Below are 21,466 nucleotides of genomic sequence, written 5' to 3'. Positions count from 1 at the left end.
TAGATAGATATGAGCAACGCGATAACGCGCGGAACCGGATGCCCCGCGTCATACACAGGCGCAGTGCTCGCGATATCAGGCCCCAGGGGCGGCAGGCGCCTCACCGCAAATAGAGGATAGTGCAGAAAATACGGAGGTCAAAAGCCCCACCCCGCGATAGAGCGGGGTGGGGCTTTTTGTCACAAGACACACATCAGGACGCGGAACGCACCGTCCCTTGAGCGACGGTCTTTGGCTGCAACCTGAACACGTAGAACAGCACGGTCAAGACCACCAGGAACACCGGGCCCACATACAGCGCCACACGGGTATCGGGGAAGTACGCCATCAGCCCCACCACCATCACCAGGAACGCCAGCGCCAGGTAGGAACTGACCGGGTACAACCACATGCGGTACTTGAGGCCAGCCGCCTCGGCCGGGCTCAGGCTTTTGCGGAACTTGAGCTGGGCCAGCAGGATCATCAGCCAGGTCCAGATCGCGCCGAACGTGGCAATGGAGGTGACCCACACAAAGACTTTTTCCGGAACCATGTAATTGAGCAGCACACCCAGCAACAGTACGAAGATCGACAACAGCAACGCCTTGCGCGGTACGCCGTTGCTCGACGTGGTGCCGAAGGTGGCAGGTGCCTGGCCGTTCTGCGCCAGGCTGTAGAGCATACGCCCGGTGCTGAAGATCCCGCCGTTGCAGGACGACAGCGCAGCGGTGATCACCACGAAGTTGATGATGCCCGCCGCGGTCTTGATGCCCAGACGCTCGAAGGTCATCACGAATGGGCTGCCCTGGGTGCCGATTTCATTCCATGGGTAGATCGACAGGATCACAAACAACGCCCCCACGTAGAAGAGCAGGATGCGCCAGAACACCGAGCCGATGGCACTGGGAATGGTCTTCTGCGGGTTCTTCGCTTCACCAGCGGTCAGGCCGATCATCTCCACGCCCAGGTAGGCGAACATCACCATCTGCAAGGACATCAACACTCCCGTGACGCCATTGGGCATAAAGCCGCCGTGGGCCCACAGGTTGGAAATGCCCAGCGCCACGCCGTCATTGCCAAAACCAAACGCGATGATACCGACGCCGCCGATCACCATGGCAATGATCGTGACGATCTTGATCAGCGCGAACCAGAACTCGAACTCACCGAACGCCTTGACCGCGATCAGGTTGATTGTGCCCATGCTGATCAACGCCGCCAGGGCCCAGATCCAGCGTGGGGTGTCGGGGAACCAGACGCCCATGTACACGGCCACGGCGGTGATTTCCGCCACGCAGGTCACCAGCCACAGGAACCAATAGTTCCAGCCGGTGAGAAAGCCCGCCAAGGGGCCGAGATAGTCTTGGGCGTAACGGCTGAACGAGCCGGCGACAGGGTTGTGCACCGCCATTTCGCCGAGGGCGCGCATGATCACCAGGATCGCCAGGCCGCCAATGATGTACGAAAGCATGATCGCCGGGCCGGCCATTTCAATGGCCTTGGCCGAACCAAGGAACAGGCCGACACCGATACAGGCGCCAAGGGCCATCAGGCGAATATGCCGTTCACCGAGTTCGCGTTTGAGCGGGCCGCCTTGAGCGGTCTCGCCATGGGGCAGTGGGTTGCCGACTGGCATGGGGTACAACCTCATCTTGTTATTGGATAAACCACTTGGTCTCACAGACAGGCCGATAAGCCTGGCAGTGGGGATGAGTCCGAGTCTGTTTCATGGACAAACCCACCTTGTAGGACGAAACCTACAAAGTCAGCGGGGCATGCAGTATAAAAACCTCGACACAGGGTTTTTCACTATAAAAAAACACAATTTCAGTGGTAGCTCGTGGGAATAAGCCGGTTTACGAAGGAGCTTTAACTGGTTTTATCCTGAAAGCCGCTGACCAAAACGGCGGCGAGTATTGCACAGCATTGGTGCATCGTCATGCCCTGCGATGGCGCAATTGCCGACGCCCGGCTCAAGTCCTTCACCCCATAGCGACACCCACCAGAAAGAAACGAGAACGGTCCCGCTGCAGCCTGCCTCCGTAAAAGGCACGCTCGGCCAGTACCTTCAACGAGATTTCACGGATGACTGACTTGACCACCAACGACAGCCCCTCCCCCATTACTCAGACCACCCTCGACCAAGGCAAGACGCAACGCCAGAGCAGTGACAGGCAAATGCTCCAAACATTGATCGAACACTTGAAAATCCGCTCGAACGCCCCGGCCACTCTTCTGGTCATTACCCCACATTGCTCCCTGGACTGCTGGCTGCAACTCTTTCGCGAGGCGCTCAACCGTCCGCAATTACTTGTCTGGGCCCAACGTCGCTCAATGCGCCTCACCGGCATGACCCTGCGCAACGGAGCGCTGTACGCTAAAAATGCGACCACGCCGAGCGTCACACTGAGCGACGACAGCGGTTGGCGGCGTTTTACACCACCGATTTTGCATATCGCCCACGTCATCGATCCAGACGCCATCGGCCTGCCCTGCCCGCCGCCCAAGGATCAAAACCCACCCCTGCAACTGAGCGCCCGGCAGGTCTTGAGGTTCTACGGCTACCCACAACCGCAAAACCGCATACAGCGTGAGATGGTGATCGAAGAAATGAGTCGCCTGTAAACGCCCAACGACATCAGGAACAGCCCCACCACTAACACTGCATGTTTCATGTTTGATTACGCCTTATAGATTGAACCCAGCCAACGGCTGATATGCGGCCAATGCCCACTCAGACTTCTGAATCCCAGATCACCGTGACCACGCCGGTGTAGGTGCTGCCGGGTTGCTTGAGCATCTCTTTCACGTCGTCTCGCTCCACGGCAAAGTGCAGGCTTGCGGGACGGTTATTGACGTAATGGCCAGGCTGGAACAGCTCGGTGCCAGTGCCGTCAAGACGCAAAGGCAACTTGCTCACGGCCTGGCCGTACTGGGCTTGCAAGCCAAAAGGCAAGGTCACACCGACCTGCAGCGGCACTTCGTCCCCCGCGCTATTGCGCAGGCCGCAGGTGTTGCCGATGGTCAGGCCGCATTCGAGTTGCATCTTGAAGCGGGTACTGGCGGAAATGACGAAGGTCTGGTCGCGGAACAGGCGCGATGGTTGGCGCCCGCGGTTGAGCCAAGCCTGCCAGCCGCCCTCGGGCAATAGCTCCACGCGGTTGCCCCCCGGTGGCAGGTCCACCTTAAGGTTGTGCTCTACCCGAAGATCGAAGTTGAAGGTCAACACATCATCGTTTGGAAGGTACAAGTCACCAAAATCGAAATCCTGATACGGCCCGACACGGTAAGTAATCGACCCTCTGTAATCCCCCGCTTCCATATCCAAAGGATTAGGCGTACGCAATTCGTACGTGTACTCAAGCATGCTGAAACTGGAGGTGGGCACATCAAACGGCGTCACCAGATTACAAGCACCGGCGCCTTCCGGTACGAGCCAGAACCACAGCCTTAACGTGGGGGCAGCTGCCCACATGCCGGTGTACTGGCACGGAGCCGGTGCTTGCGTCCAGTTGGCGGGTAACGAACTCCAGGCCTGAACGCCCGGCGGATTAGTCGTATTGAAGCGGCTGCCAACCCCGGAAATACGCATTTCCACTGTTTTTCGGTCGCCCTTGGATGAAACCACCTCAAAACTTCGCCACTCGGAGGGGACCTTGAACATCAAACCTTGACGCGGGTTTGCATGGTTGGCCTCTATCGGACCGCTGGCGACAAAGTTGATATCCCAGGTTCGAATACTGAAAATGGCCAGGCTGTCGGAGCTGCCGTACATCAGACCCAACGCCGTATCGGGGCTGGCGCCGAAGCTGCGCAATTGACGGGTCAGGCCGTCGGAATTGGGGGTGAAGTGACCCAGGCGGAAAAATTGCCCTTCGAGTTCGCGCTGGGTGTACAGCTCGTGAATCGCGTGGCGCATGGGTTCGTTGTCGCCACTCTGACGCGCCAGTTGCAGGTTGAATACCTGGCTCCAGTTACCCACGCTGGAACTGGCTTGCAAGCCATAGCGACCGCCCAGGCTGTCTTCCTGGCTGCCGTTGAGGTTGAGCTGGTTGTTAATGATCAGCCCCAGGCTGCCGCCTTCGGGCTGGTCATAGAAACGCGGAATGTCGTCGCTGCGTTCGACGTCCTGGGTCAGGATCGCCAACTGGGAGTTTTCCAGGTTGTAGAACGCCGAGATCATTTTTTCCGGGCAGGCCTGGGTGCAGGCGCCCAGGGCTACGCCTTTTTCCAACAGGGCTTGCCAGGTATCACGGGTAGCGGCCGGTACTTTGCTGTCGCCGGTGTCGGTGAATTCGAGCAAGGTCACGCGATCATCCCGCGACAGCACAATCAGAGCCTCGCCCAGCGGTTGCTGGTCAAGGTCCACACGCACCGCCAACGGCACGTCGAAAAAGTGATCACTGAAACCTGCGGGCAGGCCTTGGGCCTGGGTAATCAAGCTGCCAGGGGTTGCAGCGCCGGAGGCAGCGGGTGCAGCCAGCGCACTCGTACACATCAACAGCGCAAGCGCAGCCGCGATAGGCGTCATCGGAAACATGAACGGATACCCTGAATGCCAAGAGATAAAAAAATCAGGTCGGCGGACAGAGAAGGGAATCAGCCGACCTGCAAGTGAATGCCCGTGATTAACAGGCACTCATTGGCATCACAGGGCTGGCAGTACGGCGTCGAATACCAGCGGTATCACGGCAGTGTAGGAACCACGCTGAGTCGCCGTAGGCCTGGCAGCGGAGATGTTCAGTTCAACACCCGCACCTGGAGTGGAGTCGGCTTCGTTGAGCACTTCCTGCGGGGTGCCGGACAGGGCCACACGATTGAGGGTGGTGGTAAGCGGGATGTTCTGCGCGGCATCACCGTTGAACAGCACCGCCGGGCCACCTTCGATGTAGGCGGCAACCGAACCGTTGGTGTTCTTGATGTCGTAGATGGCGCTCAGGGGCGCCAATTCACCGCTGACCAGGTTGTAGGTCATGGTCTCGTCACGGCCCCAGTTCGGATCACGCGGCTGGGCGTGGAACACGGTGGTCGGGATGTTTGCCTTGAGGTTGACGGTGTGGCTGGCTTCACCGGCAGCGATAGCGGTTACCGAGGAAGACAGCGCCAGAACAGCCAGGGGAACAGCAACAGCAAACTTCTTGAACATGGTCAATACCTGTAGTTGACAACATTGGTTGGTTCATTGCGAAGGAGATCCCTAACAACGAATTACATTGCCGATTAGTTGGAACAAGCAATGCCAAACAATGATCAATCGAAACTAGAGGCAGGTATGCAGGCGCATTCTAAAATTAGCGTAGCCCTTGTAAACAGCGGTTGAGCGAAAAAGATGGCATTTCGCCAAAACTTTAAAAGTATCCGTAGGAAACAGGCTACACACTTAAAAACACGATAAAGAAGTTACTGTAAGACGCAGACCACACTAACTCAAAAGCGCCTGCACAACCACGGGCTAGATAAGAATTCGAGTCATGACTCTAATTAAAGTTATAGCTCTATAAATAAAAAAGATCCAATCGGACTTGTTTCATTTATGACCGAAACCCGCGGCTACCCCATTGACCGTTGGTCGCCAAGGGCTATCCTCCGCACAAAGATATATCTTAAGTTATATCTAAACCTGTTCAGAGGACTTGCGCATGAAACACGAGCATCGCGGCGAATTTGAAAAACGCGGCGGCCGCGGCCCACGGGTATTCGCCCCCGGCGACCTGAAGCTGCTGCTGTTGTCATTGATCGCCGAGCAACCTTGCCATGGCTACGACCTGATCCGCCGCATCGAAAGCCTGTTCGACGGCGCCTACAGCCCCAGTCCCGGCGTGATCTACCCCACCCTGACCTTTCTTGAAGAGAGCGAGCTGATCAGCGGCGACGCCGATGGTGGAAAAAAACGCTACACAATCACCGACGCCGGTCGTCTCTTCTTAAGCGAACAAGCCGTTGCCCTGGATGGCGTGCGCATGCGCCTGGATGTCAGCAAGCGCTCGCTGCGTGGCCACGACCGCCCACCCCAGATCCATGAGGCAGTGCACAACCTGCGCCACGCCTTGCATTCGCACAACGGGCACTGGAGCCCGGAAGAAATCATTCGTGTCGCGGCGCTGCTCAATCGCACCGCTCAAGCCATTGCCGACGGGACAGACCAATGAACACACAAGCCATTCATCGCGTGACCCACGAAATCAAACGCCGCCGCCTGGATGTTCTGCGGGTGGTGGACATCACCCCGCGCATGCGCCGCATCACACTGGGTGGGCCTGAGCTGGAGGGCTTTATCAGCCTGGGCAGCGACGATCACATCAAGCTGCTGTTCCCGCAGAACGCCGCCGAGCAAGCAGCGCTTGAAAGCCCGACATTCGCCATCAAGGGCGACGGCCCGCAACCGGCCATGCGCGACTACACGCCACGGCGCTACGACCTGGAAATCGGCGAGCTGGATATCGACTTCGTGCTGCATGGCGATGGCCCTGCGTCCACCTGGGCCGAGCAGGCGCAGGTCGGGCAGCACCTGTATATCGGTGGGCCACGGGGCTCGATGATCGTGCCGGACATTTTCGACAGCTACCTGCTGATCGGCGATGAAACCGCCCTGCCCGCCATTGCGCGGCGTCTGGAGGAGTTGCCCGCTGGGCGCAAGGTGATTGCAGTGATTGAAATCGCCAATGCGGCGGAGCAACAGACGCTGCAAAGTGCGGCCGATGTGGAGGTGATCTGGGTGCTGCGTGGCCACGATGACCTGCTTGAGGTGGTGCAAAACCTGACGCTGCCCGACGGCACGCTGTACAGCTTCGTGGCGACCGAAACCAGATTGTCGCGCCAGGTACGGCGGGTGTTGCTGGACACCCACAAAGTCAATGAAGAATACCTCAAGGCCGTGGGTTACTGGCGCGCCGACGGTAGCTCGCAAGAGTGAGTCAGGGCCGGGGCTTGATGAATTTATCCAGCCCCACCATCACCAACGCTATCGCCACAAACCCCGCCAGAATCCCCCCGGCATTCACAAACACTTGTGGATAACCGAGGCGGTCCACATCGATGAACGGGTACTGATACTGCCCAAGCAAATGCCCACGCATCAGCACATACGCGAAGTACATCAATGGGTAAATCACCCAGGCGCCGATGTGCTTGAGGCGCAAAAAACCCTTGGGCACACAGCGCCACCAATAAATCAGAAACAGCAACGGCATCACGTCGTGCAGCAATTCATCGGCGATAAATTGAAAGCCTTCAGGGCTCCACAAATGCCGCAGCAGCAGGTTGTAGGCCAGGCTTACCACCACAATGCTCACGGCGACTCCACTGCTGATGTGAGGCGCCAGGAAAAACCGTTTGCCGGCTGACTCCCGGTTGACCCAGGCGTAGCTCAACACCACCACCACCAGGGTGTTGGTCAACACGGTGAAGAAACTGAAAAAACTCACCAGCCCACCCAGCAGGCTGGCTTCAATGGACCAGCGTGAATAAAGGATCAGGTACTGCTGGATCGTCAACCCCACCCAGCCGGCAAGCGCCGCCGTCGCGACAAAACGCTTCATGGGTTCAGTCCAGCGGGCGTTTGGTGCGCATCAGCTTGACGTACAACCCTTCGACTTTTTCCCGCGCCCAAGGCGTCTTGCGCAGGAAGGTCAGGCTCGACTTGATGCTCGGGTCGCTCTTGAAGCAGCGGATATCAATACGTTCGGCCAAGCCGCTCCATTCGTAATGCTCCACCAGGGTGGTGAGCACGTGTTGCAGGGTCACGCCGTGGAGCGGGTCGTTGCTTGTCGCGGTCATGCCAGGCCTTTTGCAAAAAGAGGAAACACAGCCGCGCACCTTAGCCGACGAGGCGTGCAGGTGGAAGCATCGCATTGAATATAGCCCGCCAGGAAAAGTTCCCCTTCCTGACGAAAAAAGAGATGTTATATTGTAACTATATCTATCAGACGTTTTGCCTAGGAATATCCGATGTCCCTGCCTTCTCTCTGGCGCTTGTCCCCTCTCGCCGCCGCCTTGTTGATCAGCTCACAAGCCTATGCCCTGGAACTGCCCCCCCAAGTCGTCACTGGCAACCCGCTGGGTAGCGAACAACTGGCCTCGCCCACCACTGTGCTGGAAGGTGATGAGCTGACCCTGCAACAAAAAGGCAGCCTCGGCGAAACCCTGAACAAGCAGCCCGGGGTGTCATCGTCGTATTTCGGCCCAGGCGCCAGCCGCCCGATCATTCGCGGCCAGGATGGCGACCGGATTCGCATCCTGCGCAACGGCGTGGGGGCGCTGGATGCGTCGTCGCTGTCCTATGACCACGCGGTGCCGCTGGACCCGATCAATGTCGACCGTATCGAAATCGTGCGCGGCCCCGCAGCACTGCTGTACGGCGGCAGTGCCATCGGTGGCGTGGTCAACACCTTCGACAACCGCATCCCCACCGAGGCCATCGAAGGCATCCACGGTGCGGGGGAACTGCGCTACGGCGGCGCCGACACCACCCGCAGCAGCGCGGGCAAGCTGGAGGCCGGCAATGGCACATTCGCCTTGCACCTGGACGCCAATGCGCGGGAATTCAACGACCTGAAAATCCCTGGTTATGCGCGCAGCCGCCACGCGCCGGAGAGCGAAAACGGCCCCGGCAAAAACGGCCGCCTGGGTAACAGCAACGGGCGTCAGGACGGCGGTGCGGTGGGTGGTTCCTACACCTGGGATGATGGTTACGCGGGCCTGTCCTACAGCAACTACGACAGCAATTATGGCTCCCCCGCCGAGCAGGATGTACGCATCCGCATGAAGCAGGATCATTACGCCTTTGCCTCCGAAATCCGCAACCTGCAGGGCCCGTTTACCTCGGTGAAGATCGACGCGGGCTACACCGAGTATCAGCACCGCGAAATCGAAGGCGGCGAAACCGGCACCACCTTCAAGAACAAAGGCTATGAAGCCCGAGTGGAGGCGCGTCACCAGCCCATCGGGCCGTTCGACGGCGTGGTCGGCGCCCAAGTGACCCGCAATGAATTTTCGGCCCTGGGTGAGGAAGCGTTCGTACCGCAGACCGATACCAACGCTGGCGCCCTGTTTATCCTGGAAGAGATGCAAGCCACCGAGCGCTTGAAACTCAGCCTGGGTGCGCGCCTTGAGCACACCAACGTCGACCCGGATGGCAAGGGCAATGCGCGCTTTGCCACTGCGGATAAATCCAGCGACTTCACCGCTGGCAGCCTGTCGTCGGGTGCGGTCTACACGCTTACGCCCATCTGGTCGGTGGCCGCGACGCTGGGCTACACCGAGCGCGCCCCGACCTTCTACGAGCTGTATGCCAACGGTGCCCACGTCGCCACCGGCACCTATGAATTGGGCGACGCCAACCTGTCGAAAGAAAAAGCCGTGTCCAGCGACCTGGCCCTGCGTTTTGACAATGGCACCCATAAGGGCAGCTTTGGCGTGTTCTACAGCCGCTTCTCCAACTACATCGGCTTGCTCGGCACTGGCCGCACGTTGAACGACGAGGGTGAAGAGGATGCTGGCGGTATTCCCGAGTACGGCTACTCCGGCGTACGTGCGCGTTTCGCCGGTTTCGAAGCCCAGGATCACTGGAAGCTCGGCGAAGGCGCCTACGGCAAGTTCGCGCTGGAACTGTCGGGCGACTACACCCGCGCTACCAACCTGGACAGCGGCGAAGCCTTGCCACGCATTGCGCCCCTGCGTTTGAACAGCGGCTTGCTGTGGGAACTGGATCGCTGGCAGGCACGTATCGATGTGGAACATGCCGCGGGCCAAGGGCGCGTGCCGGATAACGAGAGCGGCACCGATGGCTACACCACTTTGGGAGCAAGCGCGGGCTATCGCTTCAACGTCGGTGGCAGCCAGTGGCTGGCGTTCGTCAACGGTGAAAACCTGACCAACCAGACCGTGCGCTACGCCAGCTCGATCCTGCGCGACATCGCACCAGCACCGGGACGCAGTGTGCAATTCGGCATCCGCACCACCTTCTGACCAACACCGAAAACCCTTTGTGGGAGGGAACAAGCCCCCTCCCACATTATTAGATTAGCCAGCGACTATCTGTCACTGTTACCAAAACTGAAATGATGCATCTTGCGATTCACCCTTTCTCAAAACGCCCCGCCGCATTATCCTTCGCAACAATCTGAAACGCTTCACCTCCCGGTCGCCCCATTTGCCGAATCTCTTCCTGCACAAAGACAGCGCTGTCTTGAATCGACCAGCGCCGGGGGGTTTATTGCCCGCTTGTGGATAACCGAGTTATCCACAGAAAAAACCAAAAATAACGATGAACCAAGCCCGAGCCGAATCGTCATCTACAGTGAGTGAAGCACGGGGTTACATAATTCCAACGTAACGGAGAAACACACTATGAGCACTGATGGTGCCTCAAGCCCAAGCCGCCTGTTGCCCAGGCTGCTGGGGGTCTTGCTGCTGATCATGGGGCTGGCCTTGCTGGCCGGCGGCGTCAAGCTGAGTATGCTCGGCGGGTCGCTGTACTACCTGCTGGCCGGTATCGGCATTGCCCTGACCGGCGTGTTGCTGCTGGCTACCCGCCGCGCTGCGCTGGGCCTGTATGCACTGGTGTTGTTCGCCAGCACCGTGTGGGCCCTGTGGGAAGTGGGCCTGGACTGGTGGCAGTTGGTGCCGCGCCTGGCCCTGCTGTTCGCCCTGGGCATCGTCATGCTGCTGCCGTGGTTTCGCCGGCCATTGCTGCGTGGCCAAGCCGCGCCGCTGGGCACTGGCGCGCTGAGCGTGGCCGTGGTGCTGGCGGGCGCAACCGCCCTGGCCAGCCAGTTCACCAACCCAGGTGAAATGGTCAAGACCGGCCAACTGGACCGCGACGCGGTACCCGGCATGGCCAGCGCCGCACCCTCCCAAGCCGATGGCGACTGGAACTCCTATGGCCGTTCGGCCTTCGGTGACCGTTACTCGCCACTGGCGCAGATCACCCCGGAAAACGCCCACAAACTGGTGCCAGCGTGGACCTATCGCACCGGCGATATCCCGGGGCCGAACGATCCGGGTGAAACCACCGCGGAAAACACCCCGCTGAAAGTCAACGGCATGCTCTACGTGTGCACGCCGCACAGCCAGGTGATCGCGCTGGACCCGGACACCGGCAAGGAAATCTGGCGCTTCGATCCGAAGATCAGCAGCCAGGGCGCCGAGAACTTCAAGGGTTGGGCGCACATGACCTGCCGTGGCGTGTCGTATCACGATGACGCCGCCTACGCTTCCGAACAGAGCCCGACTGGCAGCGCTAGCCCGGCTGCGGCACCGACTGCCTGCCCGAAACGCATCTTCGTGCCGACTGCCGACACCCGTCTGATCGCCCTGAACGCCGACACCGGCAAGATGTGCGAAGACTTCGGTGACAAAGGCCAGGTCGACCTGCGTGCCAACATCGGCAGCTTCGCCCCAGGCGGCTACTACTCCACTTCGCCACCGGCCGTGACCAAGAACCTGGTGGTGATCGGCGGCCATGTGACCGATAACGTTTCCATCGACGAGCCTAGCGGTGTGATCCGCGCGTTCGACGTGCACACCGGCAAGCTGGTGTGGAACTGGGACAGCGGCAACCCGGACGACACCACCCCGTTGGCCGAGGGCAAGACCTACACCCGCAACTCGCCGAACATGTGGTCCATGTTCGCCGTGGATGAAAAACTCGGCATGTTGTACCTGCCGATGGGCAACCAGATGCCCGACCAGTACGGCGGCGACCGTACCGATGATTCCGAGAAATACGCAGCGGGCCTGACCGCTCTGGACATCGACACCGGCCACGTGAAGTGGACCTTCCAGTTCACCCACCATGACCTGTGGGACATGGACGTGGGCGGCCAGCCTTCGCTGATCGACATCAAGACTGCTGACGGCGTCAAGCAAGCGGTGATGGCATCGACCAAGCAAGGCAGCATCTACGTGCTGGATCGCAGCAACGGTCAGCCAGTGGTTCCGATCAACGAAATCCCTGTACCGCAAGGCGCAGTGGCCGGCGATCGCACCTCCCCGACCCAACCCAAGTCCGACCTGAACTTCATGCCGCCGCCCCTCAAAGAGCGTGACATGTGGGGCGTGACGCCGTTCGACCAACTGATCTGCCGGATCGACTTCAAGTCGATGCGCTACGACGGCCCGTTCACCCCGCCATCGTTGCAAGGCTCGATCGTGTACCCAGGCAACTTCGGCGTGTTCGACTGGGGCGGCATCTCGGTTGACCCGGTGCGTCAGATCGCGTTCGTGAACCCAAGCTACATGGCGTTCAAATCGAAACTGATCCCGGCAGCCGACATCGCCAAGCAAGGCCCACGCGTCAGCGAAACCGAAGGCGTACAGCCGAACAAAGGCGCGCCGTACGGTGTGATCCTTGAAGCACTGCTGTCGCCGATGGGCCTGCCGTGCCAGGCGCCAGCGTGGGGCTACGTGGCAGCGGTCGACCTGACCAACCACCAGACCATCTGGATGCACAAGAACGGCACCGTGCGTGACAGCTCGCCGGTCCCGATCCCGCTGACCATGGGCGTGCCTAGCCTGGGCGGTACGTTCACCACCGCCGGTGGCGTCGCGTTCCTCAGCGGCACCCTGGACCAGTACCTGCGTGCCTATGACGTGAAGAACGGCAAGCAACTGTGGGAAGGCCGCCTGCCAGCAGGCGCGCAAACCACCCCGATGACCTACACCGGCAAGGACGGCAAGCAATACGTGCTGGTCATGGCCGGCGGTCACGGCTCGCTGGGCACCAAGCAGGGTGACTATGTGATGGCGTTCAAACTGCCGGATTAAGCAGCATCGGCGGTCAATGAAGGCGGCTACCTGATGGGTAGCCGCTTTTTTTTCGTCCCTGATAACCACCACGCAAAGAGAAATCCTACTTGCCCGCTGCCCGTTGTCAGTAATTTAGTGCACAAGCCCTGCGTAACATCTGGGTGCACGGATGAAATTCAAATGGAGCTTTTCACTATGACGGACCATAGCGCTGTACAACCAAACCTGTGTATCTCGACAAAAATCCTGGAACTGGAACAACTCGACAGTCCAAGTTTAAGAAAGCTGATCAGCGGGCAAGTGCTTGCCATTCGAGTGCCCGACTTCGCCAACGAAAAAACCAGTGCACGGTTGATTCAGAGCATCAGCGAAACCGCCACGCTGGAGCAATACAGCCACGAAACCTACGAGGGCGGGCACGTCGTACAGCACTTCTATGGCGTGCATCGCTGGGGCACGCCGTTCAATTCCACCTATGGCAAGGTTGCGGGCAGTGATGCCCAACGCAAGTATTACGCTGACGCTGCCCATATGCGCAGCCTGATCGACCGCATTTGCGCCCCGCAACAGCCGCCCATTCAAGACTTGATGGAGCAGTTCCAGAGCATTTGGCCGCAAGGCGCACAAGCCGCTGCATTCCAGGGCCAGCCGATGTTCTGCGGGATCATCCGCGCCATGTTCCCCGAGACGGCGCACCTCTCTGAAACCGTTCCTCACGTGGATTGCCTGCCCCGCTTGATCGCTGATCTGGAACATCAGTTCAGCGCCAATATCTACCTTCAGACACCACCTTCGGGAGGAGAGTTAGTCATTTGGGATACCCCAGCGTTTGCCTATGACGAGGTCAAGCATTTCGAAGGCGCCCAACTGCCCGAGCAGCGCTTGCAAAAGCCGTTGCGCATTCAGCCACGCAAAAACGAACTGGTGATCATCAACACACGCCGCCCCCACGCCATTTGCGGATTCGATTCGGGCACACGCATCAGCATGCAATCGTTTATCGGCTACGTTCCTGGCGAACCGTTTTACTTCTGGTGCTAACCCTTTTATCGCGCTTGCAAATGGACATGTTGATATGACCCCCGAAGAATTCCGTCGCCATGGCTACGCCATGATCGACCTGATCGCAGACTATCGAGAAAACATCGAGCAACGCGGCGTGCAGCCCACCACGGTGCCTGGCGAAATCAAGGCCGCCCTGCCAGCGAGCCCGCCTGACAGCGCCGAACCGTTCGAACAGATCATGGGCGATGTCGAAAAGCTGATCATGCCCGGGCTGCTGCATTGGCAGCATCCGAGTTTTTTCGGCTTCTTCCCTTCCAACGTGGAGCTGTCTTCGGTGCTGGGCGATTGCCTGAGCACTGGCCTGGGTGTGGTGGGCTTGTCCTGGCAATCCAGCCCGGCCCTCACCGAAATCGAAGAAGTGACCACCGATTGGCTGCGCGACATGCTCGGCCTGAGCAGCGCCTGGAGCGGCGTGATCCAGGACTCCGCGTCCACCTCCACCCTGGTGGCCCTCATCAGCGCCAGGGAGCGCAGCTCCGATTACGCGCTGATGCATGACGGCCTGCAAAACAGCGGCGCGCCCCTGATCGTCTACACCTCAGCCCACGCCCATAGCTCGGTCAACAAGGCGGCGATCCTGGCCGGATTCGGCCAGAACCATATCCGCACCATCGCCACCGACCAACACAATGCAATGTCGCCCCAGGCATTGGCGCACGCCATCGAACAGGACCTGGCCGCCGGCAATCGCCCCTGCGTAGTAATTGCTACCACCGGGACCACAGCCGCCATGGCGATCGACCCTCTGGATGCGATTGGCGACCTGACCCAACGCCACGGTGTGTGGCTGCATGTGGACTCGGCCATGGCCGGCGCTGCGATGATCCTGCCGGAATGCCGGGCACTGTGGCAGGGCATCGAAAAAGCCGACTCCCTGGTGCTCAACCCGCACAAATGGCTGGGCGCGGCCTTCGATTGCTCGGTGTACTTCGTGCGCGACCCCGAGCATTTGATTCGCATCATGACCACCAACCCGAGCTACTTGCAGTCCAGTGCCGACGGCCAGGTCAGAAACTACCGCGACTGGCGGATTTCACTGGGCAGCCGCTTCCGTGCCCTGAAGCTGTGGTTTCTGATACGCGAACAAGGCGTCAGCGGCTTGCAGGCACGGCTGAGGCGCGACCTGGCCAATGCACGCTGGCTGGCTGAACAGATCGAAAGCAGCGCGCAATGGAAACTGGTGGCCGCGCCAGCCCTGCAAACCCTGTGTATTCGCCATGAACCGCCAGGGCTGAACGGCGAGGCGCTGGATCAGCACACGCGGGCCTGGGCAGAAAAGCTCAACCAGTCCGGTCATGCCTATGTCACCCCGGCCCTCCTCGAAGAGCGCTGGATGGTGCGGGTGTCCATCGGTGCATTGGGCACCGAGCGCCAGCATGTCGAACGGTTATGGACGCGGCTGCAAAGCCTGGTCGAGCAAACGCATTCTTAGGTCGACACCCGCGCACGGCGCATCCAGCGCTCGAACGCCATGGCATTCAGTGGCCGGCTGATCAGGTAGCCCTGGGCCGTGTCGCACTGCCAGTGCTTGAGCAGGGTGAGGCTGTGCTCGAACTCCACCCCCTCGGCCACTACCTTGAGGCCCAGGTTGTGGCTCATCTCGATGGTGGAGCGCACGATCACGCCGTCGCCGCTGGTGCTGTCGAGGTTGCGTATGAACGACTGGTCGATCTTCAACTCCTGTACCGGCAGGCGCTGCAACTGCGCCAGTGATGAGTAACCGGTACCGAAGTCGTCCACCGACAGGCTGATGCCGCAGCCGCGCAGTTGTTCAAGCACGCTGAGGGCTTGCTGTGGATTGTGCATGATGGCGCTTTCGGTGATTTCGAAAAGCAAATGCTCGGCGCTCACCTCGTAGTGGATCAATAGCGCAGTGACGCGAATGGCCAAGTCGTCATCGACCAGGTCGTTCACCGAGATATTCACCGACAGTTGAATCACCAGGCCACGCAGCGCCCATTCGGCAATCTGGCGGATGGCCTCCTCAATCACCCATAAGGTCAGGGGCCCCATGCTGCCGGTGCGTTCGGCCAGGGGAATGAATTCTGTGGGCGACACTTGCCCAAGGGTCGGGTGTTGCCAACGCAGCAAGGCTTCCGCCTGGCCCACATGGCCGTGCTTGAGGTCGAGCTTGGGCTGATAGCACAGGAACAACTCGCCTTCGACCACCGCCCGGCGCAGATCGCGGATCAAGGTAATCTGGCGTTGGTGAGCGAGGTCGCGATCAGGCTGGTAGATCTGCAAATGCCCCGGCATGGTGGCCGCGTCATGCCGAGCGATGGCGGCGCGGTTGATCAGTTCCTCGACCTGCTGACCGTCTGCGGGATACGCGGCAATGCCGATGCTCACTTCATGACGCACTTCATCGTTACCGATGCGCTGGGGTTCGGTCAGCAGCCCGTACACGCGGTCGGCACGGGCGACGGCGGAGTCGATTTCGGTGTTTTCCAGCAACAGCAGAAACTCACTGCCGGCAATGCGCGCGGCGGTGTCGCTGGCCAGCAGGCTCATGGACAGGCAGCGGCTGGCTTCGCACAACATTTCTTCCACACCCTGGGGGCCGAAGCCTTCGTTGATGACCCGATAGTTTTCAATCCCCAGGTACAGCAACACCACCGGCCGCCGCGCACTGATCGCACTGCCCAGACGCTCCATGGCCAGGGCACGATTAGGCAGGCCGGTGAGCGCATCATGCAAGGCGTTATGGGCCAACTGTCGTTCGCGCACGGCGATGCCGCTTTGCATGGCATTGAAAGCGCGGGCCAAGAGGCCGAACTCATCGTGGCTGCGCACCCGCACCGGCGTGTGGTAGTCACCGGCGCCGATCCGCTCAGCGGCCCGCACCAATGCATTGAGCGGGCGTGATACACGCCGCGCAAGAAACAACGCCGCCCCCAGCGAGACCAACAGCACCGCCACGGCAATCACCAGAAACTGCCGGTCCAGCGGTGCGAAGGATTCCAGGGCGTGGTCCAGCGGGCTTTGCAGCAGCACGCGCACTTCATCGCCTTCGCCGCTATTGGCCAAGGGCAACACCTGGCTGAGCACGCGCTGGCCATGGAACCCATGGACCCGCGCCTGCGGATCGATCGACGTGCCCAGCAGCAGGTCGATGACGCTCGGGCGCACACTGCCCGGCTGGGTAGTGAAGAGCTGGCCGACATGGCCGCCTTGCACACTGAGGAACGACACCTCAAGGTTGCTCATGGAGCGCAACTCATGGGCAAATTGCGTATCCATGGGAAAGCCCATGATCACTCGGGCGATGGGCGCAGGTTCAAGGACTTCCTTCTGCACCAGCAAGTAGGGGCGCCCAGCCATGGCGACGATCAACATTTGCTGGCCGCTGCGGCGCGCGCTGCGCAATGCATTGGCATAAGGGAACGCCTCCCCTTGCTTCATCGCCGGCAAGGTACTGACCATGACCCTGTCATCCAGGCCCAACACGAACACTTCGCTGGAATTGACCCCCGTACCGTGGCGCCCCAGGGCCTCCAGGATCGGCACCGTTGCGCCACCGGCCACGGCCTGCTTGAACGGGCCATCGATGGTGAGCCAGTCCAACCCATATTGCAGGCGGCGGCCGCGCAGGTCCAACAAGCGCTCGAACACCTGCCGCCCAGTGTCCAACTGCACCTGGGCCTGGTTCTCCACGGCGCGGGTAGTAGCGGCCTTGACGGCGAAATATGTGGCCGCCACCACCACCAGCAACAACAGCGCCAGTACTCCGGCAATCCGGGTTTGAAAGGTGTGCAGCCAGTGCATGGGCGTGCCTTCGGGTATCACCCGCCGCTGCGCGTGACTCCATCCTGTTCTCATACCTGTCCCTGGCGACCTGATCCGCCGTCAAAAAAACATTCATTTAGAGCGAATATTCAATTCACGCAGATTAGCTGGGACTAGAGATAAGTAAAACCCGTAAAAACAGGGGCCGGCGCGCCATATTTTTGACATAAAAGTCTTCGTCATCACTGCAAAACCCACTGTACCGTCGGTCGGCACTGTCATTTCTCACAGCTAGGCGAAGTGAAAAGGGTCGGATTGAATGAGTTACGGCTCGATCAAGCACAGGCTGCGAGTCGCACTTCTGACTCAATCACAATCAGGTGCCCGCCATGTCTTACGATCCAGACCATCTGTTACACGTGCCCAGCGCCCCCCGTTCTGCAGATTCAAGCGACAAGCCTGCTGGAGGACTTTCGGGAGACCCTGCAAACCCAACGTTGCTCGAAGAGGAAGAAGAGGAAAAAGTTCCGTTCTCCGACTTGGTGCTGAATATCGCGAACATCACCCCAATACCGGGTACCGATGGAGGCCTCAACAACGCAGCGCTGATAGTCAACCCCTCGGGCGTCAACTGCACCTTCAGACCCTGGATCAATATGGCCTATGACGACCGTGCATCCATTAATGTTAACGATATCGAAGCGGCTCATTACAACGTCACAGAGGAAGACGTCAGGGTTGGCAGGTCCGTGACCCTGACGATAGATCGTTTCAAGTTTGTCGACCAGGCACAAAACAAACTTCAAGGCGTAGTCAAAGGCGTGAACAGCGGCACTACCAGAGAATTCAGCATCTTGGTGGACAGCAAAGCGCCCGGTGGCCTGGACCCCGATGGCAGTACTGAGTTGACCAACGAAAACCTGGCGCGGATTGAATTCGTAGACCCCATCATCGAAAGCACAGGCATCGTAAACAGTGGACACATCACCAACGGCGTCAAGATCCGCATCGCCAAATACCCGGTGAATCAGGCGGTAGATCAGGTTTATCACCGCAAAGAGGGCGACGTCATCCACGTGAACATTGGGGGGTGGTCAGTACTCATCAAGTGACCAACGCGGAGGCAGCCAGCAACGAGCCGGTCATCATGACGATCGAACACGGCAAGTGGATGGAGATGACCAAGGGCGCGAATATCGCCCTCTGGTATGTGAGAGACCGGGTGGGTAACCAGTCTTTCGGCTTTTCGATCCCAAGGACCATACAGAACAGAACGTACGCGGGCACCAGCCTGAGCGCCGGGGAAGTTCATGAACACGAGTACGATGCAGACAATAACGAGTATTACATCGACGCCGATGCTCACGCGCGCGACCTGAACTATAAGGTCCGCCTGAACGGTGACGGCTGGCAGATCAACGATGAGTTACACGTCACCTACTTTGGGTTGACCTCGGCGGGAGCACTCAAACACATTGAAACTTATCCGGTGCTGCGCCCGGATTTGCTGCGCGTTGACATCCGGCTGCCACTGGCCTTTGTCAAACAACTGGTAGGCGTTTCACTGATTGCCTACCACGAACGCGTGCGCCCCGGAGAGCCAGAGAATGTCCCGTCCGAAACCGTTATTTACAAGGTTCGAGGTACACCCGTCGACAACCGATACCCAGCGCCCATCGTCGAAGGCCTGGTCAACGGCACGCTGCCCAATATCGACCCTGTATGGATTAAAGTGCCCCGCGGCAGGCTGATCAAAGATGACAGGATCGAATTGTCCATTACCGGTAAAACACCTTCCGGCGACGACGTGTATGCGTCAGACGTCCTACGCGTAACCGAAGATGACCCGGACTACATTTGGTTCTCGTTCAGATACCAACTGGTGTTCAAGCCGTTGGAGGGATCGGCGTTCACTGCAAAATACGTGGTCAATCGAGACGCCGAGAACCCCTCGCAAGCGGTTACCGTACCGGTCGGTGACATCGCTCTCCCCCTGCCCGCTCCCGTGTCACCGGACGCGCCACCGCCTGAACATCGGTTTGATGAGTTGGTAACCAAAGGCAATCTCAGAGCGAACGTCGAGTGGCATTCGAGCATCGCTCTGAACGATGAGGTAAGGATACTTGCCGAAGGAAGCAAGACGAACGACTCGGTTCCCACCTCGTGGCTCAAAGTTGATGGCACTTGGTATGGCGACACCCTTCCCTTCTACATCCCGCGCACCCTACTGCTGAACAATAGACACGGAACCGTGACGCTGCGTTGGGAAGTACGTACTCCGCCCTCGGTCAGCGTGCGTAGGTCCCTGCCGCTGATCGTCAAAGTCGGTGTGGGGTTGCAACTGACCGAATGCCCGACCCTGGTGGAAGCAGACCCAGTGTCGTCTTGCAGGGTCAGCCTCGATCCCCTGCGCGTATGGACCCCGTTTGCTCGCACAACTACATTCAGGGTCACTTACCCCATGGATCGCAATGACTGGGTCACCCTGAAAATAGAGGGAAAAGCCGGTGTGGGCACGCCGCAGATTCCGCCTAAACGTGGTGTTCCCGATGCGGGTCATGACTACATCACGTTTGCCTGGCTCAGTGACTTTATCGCTGCGTACCCAGGCGAATCCTTCGAGGTGTACTTTGAAGTGCTGCGCGACAACGACACGACTGAATCGCCTCGGCTTACCGTTCAGGTGCAACGTTTCCCTGCGCAAACGCTTAACCTGCTGAGCGTACCGGAGGCGGTGAACGGGGTGATCGACCCTGACAAAGCCAATTCGGTACAAATCAGGGCCTGGCCGTTTTTCCGCGCCGGCCGCGCGGTAGGGATCAACCTCTACAGCACGACCGACCTGGCGCTGCGGCGCGCGATTGATGTAACACCGGCAGAAGTGAGTGCCGGGCGTACGCTTGATCGGATACCGACCGAGTATTTTGAAGACTTCGCCGATGACACCGATGTCCGCGTAGAAGGCTGGGTATCGATGGATGGGTACAATTGCGAGGAAACAGCCCAGCGCTTTAACGTGGGCATATACCGCGTACGCAGGGCGGCGGGGGGGATTGTTCGGGAGATTGACGTGGGGAATGGGCCGACTTATATCGTGGTCAGCCGGGACGGTAAAAAGGCTTGTGTGGCAAATGGGCGTACGCCGTCGATTTCGGTAATTGATCTGGAGAACAATTCGGCGCGGACGGTAAATACGGTGGGTTCTATTATTAATGGATTGGCGTTGCATCCTTCGAATTCGAACTTGTATTTTTCGGTAGAGGGAGCTCCAACGTCTCAATCCACCCCAATTCTCAACATTAGTAATTTCACTTTCCGCTATCCCAACTGGCTAGGCAGCAATACCCGTGCAATATGCCTAAATCCAGGCGGAACACGACTCTTTGTAGGGACTCCAGCCGGCACTCATATTTACTATTGGAACGCCATAACAGAGAGCTACGAGGGTAATACCGCCAACACAGTCCAAGCCGGCTCCAGAGCGATAATAACTAACCCTCAAGGCACAGCATTTTATTCAGTTAGCGAGCACACACAGCGTGTTGATATCAATAGCAAAGTTCGCACCCACTCGGCCGCTAATAACGGAATCGCAAGTGCTCTAGCACACTCTCCACTGTTCGCCACCTTCGAACGGCTATTTGTATGTGTGCCTAACTTAGGAAAAGTAGATATCTACAACACCTACAACAACGGCCTTACTTACGTCAAATCCCTAACCGGACTGGCGACTCCACGGGGCGTAGCCTTCCACCCAGTCAAACCGCTGGCCTACGTGACGGAGTTCGCCAGCAACACCGTCCGAATCATCGACACCACGACCGAGGAACTGGTGGGCAGTATCCCTGGCTTCAATCAACCCACGGGCCTCGCGTGCAGCGAGGATGGCAGGTACTTGTTCGTCTGCAACTTCGGCAACAACACCGTAGCAGTGGTCAACGTGTAAGCA

The 21,466-nt window shown here is 59.1% G+C and carries 15 protein-coding genes; 9 read left to right on the top strand and 6 right to left on the bottom strand.

Translation table 11 applies throughout. The features are described 5' to 3' along the window. Positions 1–193 precede the first annotated feature (193 nt). Positions 194–1,615, bottom strand: a complete 1,422-nt coding sequence (locus tag PSEBG33_RS21410) for an amino acid permease (RefSeq protein WP_005785190.1) — start codon at positions 1,613–1,615, stop codon at positions 194–196. Positions 1,616–2,064: 449 nt separating this feature from the next. Between PSEBG33_RS21410 and PSEBG33_RS28145 the strand changes: the two genes are divergently transcribed. After that, entirely contained in the window at positions 2,065–2,604 is a 540-nt protein-coding gene (locus PSEBG33_RS28145) for a hypothetical protein (RefSeq protein WP_005785189.1), read from the top strand. A 109-nt stretch (positions 2,605–2,713) separates the two neighbouring features. Here the strand turns inward: PSEBG33_RS28145 and PSEBG33_RS30050 are convergent, their stop codons facing one another. Both PSEBG33_RS30050 and PSEBG33_RS21415 read right to left on the bottom strand, forming a co-directional pair. Next, the gene (locus PSEBG33_RS30050; RefSeq protein ID WP_005785188.1) at positions 2,714–4,519 is read right to left on the bottom strand and encodes a hypothetical protein; all 1,806 of its coding nucleotides are present in this window, start codon (positions 4,517–4,519) and stop codon (positions 2,714–2,716) included. A gap of 108 nt (positions 4,520–4,627) precedes the next feature. After that, positions 4,628–5,125: a CS1 type fimbrial major subunit gene (locus tag PSEBG33_RS21415; RefSeq protein ID WP_005785186.1), complete on the bottom strand. Its 498-nt coding sequence runs from the start codon at positions 5,123–5,125 to the stop codon at positions 4,628–4,630. Positions 5,126–5,618: 493 nt separating this feature from the next. Here PSEBG33_RS21415 and PSEBG33_RS21420 point away from each other — a divergent pair, with 493 nt between their 5' ends. Beyond that, positions 5,619–6,128, top strand: a complete 510-nt coding sequence (locus PSEBG33_RS21420) for a PadR family transcriptional regulator (protein ID WP_005785185.1) — start codon at positions 5,619–5,621, stop codon at positions 6,126–6,128. Continuing rightward, on the top strand, positions 6,125–6,892 hold the full coding sequence (locus tag PSEBG33_RS21425) for a siderophore-interacting protein (RefSeq protein WP_005785183.1): 768 nt from the start codon (positions 6,125–6,127) through the stop codon (positions 6,890–6,892). Before PSEBG33_RS21420 ends, PSEBG33_RS21425 begins: the two co-directional genes overlap by 4 nt. A gap of 1 nt (position 6,893) precedes the next feature. Here the strand turns inward: PSEBG33_RS21425 and PSEBG33_RS21430 are convergent, their stop codons facing one another. Together PSEBG33_RS21430 and PSEBG33_RS21435 are read right to left on the bottom strand one after the other, a co-directional pair. Continuing rightward, positions 6,894–7,517 carry a Pr6Pr family membrane protein gene (locus PSEBG33_RS21430; protein WP_005785181.1) on the bottom strand — a complete coding sequence of 208 codons (624 nt, stop codon included), beginning with the start codon at positions 7,515–7,517 and terminating at the stop codon, positions 6,894–6,896. Between the two features lie 4 nt (positions 7,518–7,521). After that, positions 7,522–7,755, bottom strand: coding sequence for a VF530 family DNA-binding protein (locus PSEBG33_RS21435; RefSeq protein ID WP_003188882.1), 234 nt, complete (start codon positions 7,753–7,755; stop codon positions 7,522–7,524). A gap of 171 nt (positions 7,756–7,926) precedes the next feature. Between PSEBG33_RS21435 and PSEBG33_RS21440 the strand changes: the two genes are divergently transcribed. The 4 genes from PSEBG33_RS21440 to PSEBG33_RS21455 all read left to right on the top strand — a co-directional run bounded on the left by PSEBG33_RS21440 (position 7,927) and on the right by PSEBG33_RS21455 (position 15,223). Next, entirely contained in the window at positions 7,927–9,945 is a 2,019-nt protein-coding gene (locus PSEBG33_RS21440; RefSeq protein ID WP_005785178.1) for a TonB-dependent receptor, read from the top strand. Positions 9,946–10,326: 381 nt separating this feature from the next. Further along, complete coding sequence (locus PSEBG33_RS21445; RefSeq protein ID WP_005785177.1) at positions 10,327–12,744, top strand: glucose/quinate/shikimate family membrane-bound PQQ-dependent dehydrogenase; 2,418 nt, start codon at positions 10,327–10,329, stop codon at positions 12,742–12,744. 177 nt (positions 12,745–12,921) lie between these two features. After that, positions 12,922–13,767 (top strand): 2OG-Fe(II) oxygenase, encoded by an 846-nt coding sequence (locus PSEBG33_RS21450; protein ID WP_005785174.1) that lies wholly within the window; start codon positions 12,922–12,924, stop codon positions 13,765–13,767. Between the two features lie 34 nt (positions 13,768–13,801). Further along, complete coding sequence (locus tag PSEBG33_RS21455; protein WP_005785172.1) at positions 13,802–15,223, top strand: pyridoxal phosphate-dependent decarboxylase family protein; 1,422 nt, start codon at positions 13,802–13,804, stop codon at positions 15,221–15,223. Here the strand turns inward: PSEBG33_RS21455 and PSEBG33_RS21460 are convergent. Next, positions 15,220–17,556 carry a putative bifunctional diguanylate cyclase/phosphodiesterase gene (locus PSEBG33_RS21460; protein ID WP_005785170.1) on the bottom strand — a complete coding sequence of 779 codons (2,337 nt, stop codon included), beginning with the start codon at positions 17,554–17,556 and terminating at the stop codon, positions 15,220–15,222. The two genes, PSEBG33_RS21455 and PSEBG33_RS21460, sit on opposite strands and share 4 nt — an antisense overlap. A 350-nt stretch (positions 17,557–17,906) precedes the next feature. Between PSEBG33_RS21460 and PSEBG33_RS28140 the strand changes: the two genes are divergently transcribed. Both PSEBG33_RS28140 and PSEBG33_RS27895 read left to right on the top strand, forming a co-directional pair. After that, complete coding sequence (locus PSEBG33_RS28140; RefSeq protein ID WP_005785167.1) at positions 17,907–18,629, top strand: hypothetical protein; 723 nt, start codon at positions 17,907–17,909, stop codon at positions 18,627–18,629. Positions 18,630–18,664: 35 nt separating this feature from the next. Continuing rightward, entirely contained in the window at positions 18,665–21,463 is a 2,799-nt protein-coding gene (locus PSEBG33_RS27895; RefSeq protein ID WP_005785165.1) for a YncE family protein, read from the top strand. The last annotated feature ends 3 nt before the right edge of the window (positions 21,464–21,466 follow it).

The organism is Pseudomonas synxantha BG33R (assembly GCF_000263715.2).
GTDB classification, from domain to species: Bacteria; Pseudomonadota; Gammaproteobacteria; order Pseudomonadales; family Pseudomonadaceae; genus Aquipseudomonas; species Aquipseudomonas synxantha_A.
The sequence above is the reverse complement of the archived record's forward strand: the minus strand, read 5'-3'. Positions and strand labels throughout refer to the sequence as shown.